Origin of the sequence: Pseudomonas sp. NY15374, from assembly GCF_048068255.1 — a bacterium.
Taxonomy (GTDB): Bacteria; Pseudomonadota; Gammaproteobacteria; order Pseudomonadales; family Pseudomonadaceae; genus Aquipseudomonas; species Aquipseudomonas machongensis.
Window position 1 is genome coordinate 813,466 of record NZ_JBLUPZ010000001.1, and the last position, 9,923, is coordinate 823,388.

Below are 9,923 nucleotides of genomic sequence, written 5' to 3' on the forward strand. Positions count from 1 at the left end.
CAACGGGCGAAGGTTAGGGAAGACGTGCATTGGCAGACTCTATGATGGTGTTGTAGATAATGATTTGCATTACATCTAGTGAGACGCACACACACAGCAGAACCGGAAAAATCCGGTTCTGTTTTTTTCAGGCGGGTGTCAGCTCCTCGACGACCTTGCCGGCCTCCAGCCTCACGAGCTGGTCGGCCATGTCGAAGTAGCGGTCATCGTGGGAGATCACGATGATGGTCTTGCCCAGGCGCTTGAGGTCCGGGAGCAGCTCGGTATAGAAGATGCGACGGAAGGTCGGATCCTGGTCGGCGGCCCATTCATCGAAGACCAGCACCGGGCGTTGTTCGATCCAGGCATTGACCAGCGCCAGGCGCTTGCGTTGCCCGGTGGACAGGTCGGTGGTGCTGAACTGGCCATCGCTGACCTTGACCTTGTGGGCGATTTCCAGGCGCTCCAGGTACTGGTTGGCATCCTCGGGAATCGCCTGGTCGCCCTGAACCAGGTCGTCGAACAGGTAGTAGTCGGCGAAGACCGTGGTGAACAGCTGGCGGTAATCGTCGCGCGATTCGGCATCCACGGCCTTGCCATTGACCTTGATCTGGCCCTGCTGGGGGGCATAGAGCCCCAGCAGCAGCTTGATCAGAGTGGTCTTGCCGCAGCCGTTCTCGCCGACGATGAACACGATGTCGCCCTGGGCAATCTTCAGGTTGACCGGCCCGAGGGTGAAGGGGCGGGCATCGCCGACTGGCGGGAAGGCAAAGCCGACATCGCTCAGTTCCAGGCTATGCACCTGTGGTGCGGCTTGACCGGAGTCGGCCAGCAACAGGTGAAGCTCGGGGGTGGCGAAACGCTCCGACAGCTCGGCAATGCGCTGGAAGGCAATGCGCGCCCGGCCAATGATCGGCAGGGTGCTGATCAGGTGCTCCAGCGGCCCTTTCATGTACAGCAGCACCAGCACGAAACCGCTCATGACGCTGGCATCGGCACTGGGCCAGAGCGATTGCAGTACCAGGGCCAGGCCGATGACCACGAAGAACAGCATCGAGCCCAGGCTCTTGGCGACCACGAAGGTGTTGATCGAGCGTGTCTGCAGATCGCGGATCCGTTCGGCCGTGTCGCTGATGCCATGCTGGAACATGCGCTGGCGGCGCGGACGGTGAATACGCAGCTCCTTGGCACCGGCGGCGATTGCACTGTAGTGCTTCTGCAACTGGTCTTCGGCATCGCGCGCTGCCATGAACCCACGAATACCGCGGGACTGCGCCACCGACTGGATGGCGATGCCAATGGCCAGCGCAGCCAGCATCATCAGGAACATCGGCCAGGACAGCATCGCCAGGTAGCCCAGGCAGCCCAGGGTGACGGTCAGCGAAATCGCCAGTGGCGCGAAGGCGAAAGCGAAGTCGCTGATGGTGTCCACGTCATGGGTCAGGACCGGGATCAGGCGGTGGCTGCGAAAGCGCTCGATCTGTTCGATCGGTGCCGCCAGCACCTTCTCGCCCAGCTCCTTGCGCAGCTTGGCGATGATGTGCTGGCCCACCTGGTTGGTGCCGATGTCGGAGAGGATGCTGCTGACCAACGCCAGGGCACACAGCCCGACGAAGCCCAGCACCAGCCCCTGGCTCAGCCCGCCTTCGGTGTGCAGCCCGGTGTTGATGGTGGCCAACAGGGCGGTGACGCTCAGGCCACCGACCATGCCCAGGGCAATCGACAGGGCGACCACCGGCCAGAAGGGCCGCAGCAGCGTCAGCAGCTCACGCACGGCCCCACGGGGTTGTTTGCTCATCGGAAGGTTCCTGTCTTCAGGCGCTGGTCATGCGCAGCGCGGCCGGGGCGTTGCTGGCGTGCTTGCCCAGGTGCTGGTAAAGCGACTGACCGATTTCTGCGGCACGTGCCGGCAGCACCGACAGCAGGGTGTCGCTGAGCCCGTGCGAGGCTTCGCAGAAGCCTTGCAGGTAGACGCTGGCGCCGAACTCGGGGCTCGCCAGGGCACGGTAGTCGCGGTCGACCTCGAAGTCTTTCAGGTGCTGCTGCAGCGGAGCCAGCAGGTCGCGGTGGGAGCGACGCTCGTAGCCGGTGGCGAGGATCACCGCGTCGTAGCGGTGGGTCTGGCGAACGTCGGTGGCCAGGTCGCGCAGGGTCAGCTCGATACCTTCGGCGGTGTCGACAACCGTTTCGATGGTGCGCCGGCACAGCACGGTATGGCGATACTGGTGGGCGACCTTCTGGCGATACAGGATGCCGTAAATGCGTTCGAGCAGGTCGACGTCGACCACCGAGTAGTTGGTGTTGTGGTACTCGCCGATCAGTTTCTCGCGTTCGGCGTGCGGCTGGTTGAACACCAGGTCGGTGTACTCGGGGGCGAAGATTTCATTGACGAACGGGCTGTCGTCGGCAGGCTTGAGTGCCGAGGCGCGCAGGATCATGTCGACCTTGACCGACGGGTAGCTGTCATTGAGGTCGATGAATGCCTCGGCAGCGCTCTGGCCCGAGCCGATCACGGCGATGCGCATGGGCTTGCCGCTGTTGCACGGCAGCTGCTGCAGGGCGCTCAGGTACTGGGAGTGGTGGAACACGCGCGGGTCGTTCTTGAACGGGCGGAAAGCATCGGGAACCTTGGGCGTGCCGCCGCTGCCGACCACCACCGAGCGGGCCCGGCGCTGGTGCTCCTGGCCGTGCTGGTCACGCGAGACCAGGCGCAGGTGATCGACCCGGCCATCACGCAGTTCCGGCTCGATGCGCAGCACTTCCTCGCCATACACCGCCTGGGTGGCGAAATGTTCGGCGGCCCAGCGCAGGTAGTCGTTGTACTCCAGGCGGCAAGGGTAGAAGGTGCCCAGGTTGATGAAGTCGGCCAGGCGCTGCTTCTGGTGCAGGTAATTGACGAAGCTGTAGGGGCTGGTGGGGTTGCGCAGCGAGACCAGGTCCTTGAGGAAGGAGATCTGCAGCTCGCTCTGGGTAGCCAGGGTATTGCCGTGCCAGCGGTAGTCGCTCTGCTTGTCGATGAACAGCGCGTCGAGGGCGTGGCCGTTGGTTTCGGCGAGCTCTTCCAGGGCAATGGCCAGTGCCAGGTTGGAAGGGCCGAAGCCGACGCCGATAAGGTCGTGGATTTTGTCGGGCGAAGAGGTCTGGCTCATGGTTGCGGTTCCTTGGATGGTCGAGTGGGGGCGCCGCGTGGGGCGCCCCGAGTCCTGCGCAAGTACACCGATAGGAACGAGCCGAGGGTGGGAGAATTTACCGCCGCGTAGCGCCTCAGAGCTCGCGGACTACCCGAAAACCGAGCCAGTCGCCACGGTCGTCGCGAACCGTGGTGTTGCGGTTGCCCGAACGCGAGAAGATCGGCGCTTCACCCCAGTCGTTGCCACGGATGGAGATTTGCGTGCAGCCCGCCTCGGTGCGCGCGCTGCCATCGGCGGGGGCGCCGACATAGCTGTCGTGGTAGCAGTCGGCGACCCATTCGTAGACATTGCCGTGCATGTCGTAGACGCCGAAGGCGTTGGCCGGGAAGCTGCCGACCGGCGAGCTGAAGCTGTAGCCATCCTTGGGGCCGTAGACGTTGGCGTTCTTGCTGATCTCGAGGTTGGCGTCCGGCTCGAACGGGAACATGCCGGTGCTGCCGCCGCGTGCGGCGTATTCGCGCTGGGCTTCGCTGACCATGGCGTAGTGCTTGCCGGTCTTCTTCGACAGCCAGGCCACATAGTGCTCGATGTCGCCGTAGCTCATGCACACCGCCGGCTGGCGAGGGCCTTGCGGGTAGCTGGGCTTGCTATTGGTGCAGCGCCGTCCGGGGCGGTCGTCGCCGTCGGCGATGACGACGCCGGTGGCCTTCTGGTAGTCGGCCCATTCACCGGCGGTGATCTGGAAGCGGCTGATGGCGAATGGCTTGGCGAAGGTCACAGGGTGCTGCGGACCTTCGTCGTCCTGGCGGCCCATCTCGTCGGGCGGAGTGCCCATGGTGAAGGTGCCGGCAGGCAGTACGACCATTTCCGGGCAGGTCCTGGCGCAGTCGCGGAACACTGTGCCGGGCTTGTCCGACGGCTGCGCGGCCAGGGCCGGCAGGCTGCAGGCGGCCAGCACGGCGGCCAGGGTGAGGCGGTGCAGAGGTGTGCTCATGGGAGATGCCTTGTTCAAAGTTGCTGGGTAATCAGGTGCATGACCCGGTCGATCTGCTGTTCGTCGTTGAGCAATCCTGGCGCCAGGCGGATGACGGGGCCAACGTCGCGCTCCACGGCATCGCACATCACCTTGCCCGCGATCAGCTTGGCGGCGAAGGCATCCGGGTCCTTGCCGGGCACGCGGAAGAAGGTGAAGCCTGCCGAGAACTGCGCGCTGCGCGGCGTCACCAGTTCGATGCGGCGGTCTTCGAGCAGGCGCTCCTTGAGCAGGGCATTGAGCTGGTGGATGCGCGCCTGCACATCGGCCTTGCCCAGTTGCAGGTGCAGTTTGAACGCCTCGCCCAGTGACCAGCGGTGTTCGAAGGCGTGGTAGCCGCCGGGGGTCATGATGGTGGCGAAGTCTTCATCGCGGGAGAAGGTCGCCACGCTGGGCGTGAGGTGATCCATGCCGGTCGAGGCGGCGCAGATGATGCCGGTGCCGCGCGGGCCGAACATCCACTTGTGGGTGCCGGCGATGAAGTAGTCGCAGTTGAAGTCGGCGAAGCGCTGGTTCTCCACGCCGAAGCCGTGCACGCCGTCGACCACATAGAGGATGCGCTCGGCTTCACTGCGGTCGCGGTTGTGGCGGCGCACCAGTTCGCCGATTTCGCCGACCGGCAGCTTGACGCCGCTGCTCGAGTGCACCCAGGTCATGCCCAGCACGCGGGTCTCGGGGCGGATATTGCGCTCCACGGTGGTCAGCACCTGGTCGGTGGACACTTCCCATGGGTTGTCGAACAGGCGGATCTTGCGCACCTGCGTACCCTCGCGCTGGGTGCGGAAGGCCAGGGTCTTGTGGGTGGAGTAATGCTCGTGCTCGGTGGTCAGGATCTCCTGCTTCACGCCGACCTGCAGGCCGCCATAGATCATGGCCAGGCCTTCGGTGGTGCTGCCGGTCAGGGCGATCTGCCGCGGACCGACCTCCAGGTAGCGTGCGGCCCAGTCACGCACTTCGTCCTCGCGCTGCCATTCGTACTGGCTTTCCCAGTCCATCAGGGCGGCGGGGTTGCGGTCGAGGTCGGCGCGGTGGCGGTCGATCGCTTCCTGCACCGGCCGCGGGTGGGCGGTGACCAGGAAGTTGGCGAAGTGGGCGATGTCCGGGTCCAGCGGGAACAGCGTGCGCAGGTTGCGCCATTTGTCCGTGCCGGTGAGCGTTGCTGGCGACGAGGTTGCAGCCAGCGCGCCAGGCAGCAGCGGCAGGCTCGCGGCGACCAGGCCGGCCTGCTTGAGAAAGGTACGACGGTTGCTCATGCGGGCAGGCCTTGATCAGTGTTGGGTGGACGCGACAGGTTGACCGGCTTTTTGCACCTGGTCCCAGACCCGCAGGAAGTTGCCGGCCCAGAGCTTGGCGATATCGGTTTCGCTGTAGCCACGGCTGAGCAGCTCGGCGGTGACGTTGCGGATCTCGCTGACGTCCTTCCAGCCATCGAGGCCGCCGCCGTCGTTGAAGTCCGAGCTGAGGCCGACGTGGTCGATACCCACCTTCTTCACCGTGTAGTCGATGGCGTCCGCGTACTGCTTGAGGGTCGCCTTGGGTTCTTCTTCAAGAATCCCGTACAGGCTGCTGGCGTACTCGCCGAAACGCGATTCAGGCCAGATGGCGATCACCGCATCGCCCGGCATCAGGGCATTGGCCAGGCCCTGCAGGGGTTGCAGGTCGAAGCGCGCACGCAGCGCCTCGAGTTTTTCCAGCACCGGCTTGCCCAGGGGCTTGAGGTATTGGCCAAAGCCCACCACCTGGATCACGCCGCCGCTGTCCTTGATCAGCTGCATTTCCTTGTCGGAGAGGTTGCGCGGAATGTCCACCAGCGCCCGCGGCGCCGAATGCGAGGCCACGATCGGCGCGCGGCTCAGGCGCACGACGTCTTCCAGGGCCAGGGTCGACATCTGCGAGACATCGATGATCACGCCCAGGTCGTTGAGGCGCTTGACCGCCTGTTCACCCAAGGGCGACAGGCCGCCCAGGGCGTCGGCGGTGTCGTTGAAGAACGGCAGCGGGCGCGAGGAATCGGCCCAGTCGTTGTTGCCGGTGTAGCTGAAGCCGAACATGCGCATGCCGCGTGCTGCCCACAGGTCGAGCTGCGACAGGTCATGGCCCAGCGGGTAAGCGTTGAGCATGCTGATGAAGATAGCGAACTTGCCTTCGCCGTTCAGGCGCCGGAAGTCGTCGGGGGTATAGGCGATACCGACCTGGTTGGGGAAGTCGCGGACCATGCCGCTGATGATCTTGTAGCGCACTTCCTGCTGCTGGCGCGCCTCGTCGACGAAGCCTGGGGTAGGGCGGTGCGGGGCGTTGGGGCCGTTCCAGATTTCCGGCCAACCGAAGATGGTCAGGGCCGCACCGGAAAGACGACCGCGGTTGGCCTTGACCAGGTCGAACTGCCCCGGGCCGTCCTTGTCGATCTCGTTGCCGGTGCTGCCCAGGTCCAGCGGCACCGTGATGTGGCTGTCGAACGAGAGCATGTGCTCATGCAGGGCGTTGGCCTGTTCGACGATCTTGTGCGGGTAGCCAGCATCCTGGCGTTGCCAGTAGAAATAGCCGGCGGCACTGCCCAGGGCGGCCACCAGGGCCAGAGGCAGGCCTATGTACAGGGCTTTGCGGGAACGGGTCTTGGTCATTGCCATCTCGTTGCAGGGCTGATCGCAACCGCCTGGCGGGCAAAGGAGCCGCCGGGCAGGGTTCGGGTATCAGGTGGACGAATGGCATGGGGCGAGATTTACGTGCAGCAGCGGCTTTGCCCGCGAAAAGCGCGCCTGGGTGGGTGACACAGGCCATGACGCGCTCAGATCGACAGGCGCACCATCCGGTTGTCCAACGGCTGCTCCGGTGCGCGGCGCTTGTTCACCACCAGCTCGCCGATGGCGATCAGTCGCGTGCGCGTGACGTTGCGCGACAGACCCAGCAATTGCGCAGTATGCACCTGGTTGTAATGGCAGAAGTGATAGGCCGAGCGCAGCAACGCATTCTCCACCTTCTCGTACAGGTCTCCCGGCTGCTCCTCGTACAGCCGGCTGAACGCCTGTTGCAGCAGTTCATCGATGCCGCCGTCCTTGCTGGCAGAGGCCGGCGAAGGCAGATCGTCCTGACGTTCCAGGCGCAGGTTCGACAGGCGCAAGTCGCGGGCATGGATCAAGCCGTCGCCGCAGGTCAGCAGACTGTGATGAATCACGTTCTCCAGCTCGCGGATGTTGCCCGGCCAGCTGTAGGCCACCAGCTTGGCCTGGGCGTCGGCTGCCAGTTCCACCGGGCCGTAGCCCAGGCGCTCGCTGTAGCTGCGGATGAAGTGGCGCGCCAGCGGCAGGATATCGCCCGGCCGCTCGCGCAGCGGGTGCAGCGAGAGGGTGACGACGTTCAGGCGGTAGTACAGGTCTTCGCGAAAGTGCCCGGCGTTGATGGCCTTTTCAAGTTGCACGTTGGTGGCGGCCAGCACGCGCACATTGATCGGGATGCTCTTGCGTGACCCCAGGCGTACCACTTCGCGTTCCTGCAGCACACGCAGCAGCTTGACCTGGATGGGCAGCGGCAGGTCGCCGATTTCATCGAGGAACAACGTGCCGCCGTTCGCCTCCTCGAACCAGCCGGCCTTGGACGCAAGGGCGCCGGTGAAGGCGCCTTTCTCATGGCCGAACAGTTCGGCCTCGACCAGCGACTCGGAAAACGCGCCGCAGTTGACCGCAACGAACGGGCCGTCGCGGCGGGCACTGAGGTTGTGGATGTGGCGTGCGACCAACTCCTTGCCCGTGCCGGTCTCGCCAATGATCAGGACGCTGGCCTCGCTGGGAGCGACCTGTTGCAGGTGTGCGAGCAGCGCCTGCGACCTGGGGTCTTCGAAGACCTGTGCGGTCGCCCTGATCGAGGTAGCCAATGACGGTGAAGGGGGGAGGGTCAGCAATTGCATGGACGTGCCTTTAGGAATAGAAGGACGGGGCAGGGCGTTTGTCGTTCAGCGCCCACTCGCCCAGTTCATGGATGCGATAGTCCACCGGGTCGTGCAGGGTCTGGGTCCTGAGGTTGCGCCAGTGCCGGTCGAAGCGCAGTGAGGCATGGGTGGCGCGGGCGCCGGTGACTTCGAACAGACGGTTGCAGATGTCCAGCCCATGGCGCGTTGCGGCAACCTTGGCGGTACCGATGGCCAGGGCCAGGTCGCCACGCGCCTCGGCGCTCAGGTCGTGCTCAAGGGCCCAGGCCGCATCGAGCTGTTCGCAGGCGCGGCGGATCAGCAGGCGCACGCTTTCCAGGCCGACCCAGAACTCACCATAGTGGCGCAGCACATAGGGGTCTTCGCGGCTCTCACTGGCGCTGGAGCGGAACCAGGGGCGACTTTCCTTCAGCGTGTACTGGCGCGCTTCGTCGAAGGCGCCTTCGGCGATACCCAGGAACAGGTTGGCGAAGTGCAGTTGCGCGATCAGCGGACGCAAGGCGGCGAACGGCGTGCTCAGCGGGCCGGGATCGAGCAGCAGTTCGTTGTGCTCGACCCGCACCCGTTCGAAGGTGGCGCTGCCGCTGTCGGTCTGGCGTTGACCAATGTTGTCCCAGTCACCGTGCAGGCTGATGCCGGTACGACCACTGGGGATTGCGGCGATCAGCAATTTGCCGCCGGCGCGTTCGTCCACCGCCGAGGCGATGAGCATTTCCGAGTCGCTGGCGCCGGAGCAGAAGCTCTTCTTGCCGGAAAACTCGCACCACCCCTCGAAGTGCTTGACCTGGGTGCGCGTGTCCAGCGGGTTGAGGGCGTTGCCCCAGAACCAATGCTTGCGCGCAGTCTGTTCGAACCAGGGTTGCCATTGGTCAGGACGCGAGAACAGGCGCACGGTGGCCAGCATCAGGTGGTGGAAACCGAACACGTGAGCAATGGAGCTGTCGACCCGGGCGAACTCACGCACCACATCGAAGGTTTCACGCCAGGTCGCCCCTTGGCCACCGAAGGCCGTGGGGATGGCCAGTGACAGCAGGCCGCTGTCGCGCAGGGCATCACGCTCGGCCTTGGGGGTGCCGCCGCGTTCGTCGCGTTCGACAGCGGTGAGGGCGAATTGGGCGGCCAGGTCGTGGGCAATGGCCAGTGCCGGGCGCGTGGTGGGTGTCACGGGTGCATTCATGGTGGTCACTCAGGCACTCTTGCGCAGCTGATGGTGAGGGGCGAACAGCGGTACGGCACGCTCGGCGGCCAGACCGATGCGCGCAGCCAGGGCATCACTGGAAACGCGATAGTCCTGCAGCTCGGCCTGGCTGGCATAGACGCCGATGGGCAGGGTCAGTGCCTGCAGGAAACTGAACAACGGGCGCAACTGATGATCCAGCACCAGCGCATGGCGCTCGCTGCCGCCGGTGGCTGCCAGCAATACCGGGGTGTCCACCAGGGCGTCCTGGCCGATCAGGTCGAACAGGTGCTTGAAGTGCCCCGGGAAGCTGCCCCGGTAGACCGGAGTGGTCACCACCAGCAGTTCGGCCTGTTCGATGTGCTGCAGTTGCTGCTCGACGGTGTCGGGCAGTTCGCTACGCCACAGTGCAGCACCCAGTGGGCGGGCAATATCGCCCAGCTCGATGAGGTGCGGCCGGATGTGCAGATGCTGGCCAAGCTCGGCGAGGATGGCTTCGGTCAGTGCCAGGGTGCGCGAAGGGCGGGAAGTACCACCGGAGAGGGCAACGACGTTCAAGGGGGTGCTCATGGCGAGTCTCCTGTTCGGGTGAGCGGGGGACTTTGCTTGAGCAATCGTCGTGCCGAAGTTTCGATTCCTTTTGAATCAACGGGTTGCCGCGATTTCTGCGACAACGGCCGT

The 9,923-nt window shown here is 64.9% G+C and carries 8 protein-coding genes; all 8 read right to left on the reverse strand.

All coding sequences use genetic code 11. The features are described 5' to 3' along the window. Positions 1-127: 127 nt before the first annotated feature. The 8 genes from ACNFHO_RS03920 to msuE all read right to left on the reverse strand — a co-directional run bounded on the left by ACNFHO_RS03920 (position 128) and on the right by msuE (position 9,812). Positions 128-1,777 (reverse strand): cyclic peptide export ABC transporter, encoded by a 1,650-nt coding sequence (locus ACNFHO_RS03920; protein WP_416765299.1) that lies wholly within the window; start codon positions 1,775-1,777, stop codon positions 128-130. Between the two features lie 16 nt (positions 1,778-1,793). Next, entirely contained in the window at positions 1,794-3,128 is a 1,335-nt protein-coding gene (locus tag ACNFHO_RS03925; protein ID WP_416765300.1) for a lysine N(6)-hydroxylase/L-ornithine N(5)-oxygenase family protein, read from the reverse strand. A gap of 115 nt (positions 3,129-3,243) precedes the next feature. Continuing rightward, positions 3,244-4,104, reverse strand: coding sequence for a formylglycine-generating enzyme family protein (locus ACNFHO_RS03930; RefSeq protein ID WP_112898328.1), 861 nt, complete (start codon positions 4,102-4,104; stop codon positions 3,244-3,246). Positions 4,105-4,118: 14 nt separating this feature from the next. After that, complete coding sequence (locus tag ACNFHO_RS03935) at positions 4,119-5,396, reverse strand: aminotransferase class V-fold PLP-dependent enzyme (RefSeq protein ID WP_416765303.1); 1,278 nt, start codon at positions 5,394-5,396, stop codon at positions 4,119-4,121. 15 nt (positions 5,397-5,411) lie between these two features. Next, complete coding sequence (gene pvdM / locus ACNFHO_RS03940) at positions 5,412-6,764, reverse strand: pyoverdine-tailoring dipeptidase-like protein PvdM (RefSeq protein WP_112898326.1); 1,353 nt, start codon at positions 6,762-6,764, stop codon at positions 5,412-5,414. 164 nt (positions 6,765-6,928) lie between these two features. Beyond that, the gene (locus tag ACNFHO_RS03945; protein ID WP_054890660.1) at positions 6,929-8,044 is read right to left on the reverse strand and encodes a sigma-54 interaction domain-containing protein; all 1,116 of its coding nucleotides are present in this window, start codon (positions 8,042-8,044) and stop codon (positions 6,929-6,931) included. A 10-nt stretch (positions 8,045-8,054) separates the two neighbouring features. Continuing rightward, the gene (locus ACNFHO_RS03950) at positions 8,055-9,242 is read right to left on the reverse strand and encodes an acyl-CoA dehydrogenase family protein (protein ID WP_063546727.1); all 1,188 of its coding nucleotides are present in this window, start codon (positions 9,240-9,242) and stop codon (positions 8,055-8,057) included. A gap of 9 nt (positions 9,243-9,251) precedes the next feature. Then, on the reverse strand, positions 9,252-9,812 hold the full coding sequence (gene msuE, locus ACNFHO_RS03955; RefSeq protein ID WP_416765305.1) for an FMN reductase: 561 nt from the start codon (positions 9,810-9,812) through the stop codon (positions 9,252-9,254). Positions 9,813-9,923: the final 111 nt, after the last annotated feature.

Excerpts from the sequence above, each read along its gene's own strand:
- pvdM (WP_112898326.1), bottom strand. The coding sequence starts at position 6,764 with ATGACCAAGACCCGTTCCCGCAAAGCCCTGTACATAGGCCTGCCTCTG.
- msuE (WP_416765305.1), bottom strand. The coding sequence starts at position 9,812 with ATGAGCACCCCCTTGAACGTCGTTGCCCTCTCCGGTGGTACTTCCCGC.
- ACNFHO_RS03945 (WP_054890660.1), bottom strand. The coding sequence starts at position 8,044 with ATGCAATTGCTGACCCTCCCCCCTTCACCGTCATTGGCTACCTCGATC.
- ACNFHO_RS03930 (WP_112898328.1), bottom strand. The coding sequence starts at position 4,104 with ATGAGCACACCTCTGCACCGCCTCACCCTGGCCGCCGTGCTGGCCGCC.
- ACNFHO_RS03925 (WP_416765300.1), bottom strand. The coding sequence starts at position 3,128 with ATGAGCCAGACCTCTTCGCCCGACAAAATCCACGACCTTATCGGCGTC.
- ACNFHO_RS03920 (WP_416765299.1), bottom strand. The coding sequence starts at position 1,777 with ATGAGCAAACAACCCCGTGGGGCCGTGCGTGAGCTGCTGACGCTGCTG.
- ACNFHO_RS03935 (WP_416765303.1), bottom strand. The coding sequence starts at position 5,396 with ATGAGCAACCGTCGTACCTTTCTCAAGCAGGCCGGCCTGGTCGCCGCG.
- ACNFHO_RS03950 (WP_063546727.1), bottom strand. The coding sequence starts at position 9,242 with ATGAATGCACCCGTGACACCCACCACGCGCCCGGCACTGGCCATTGCC.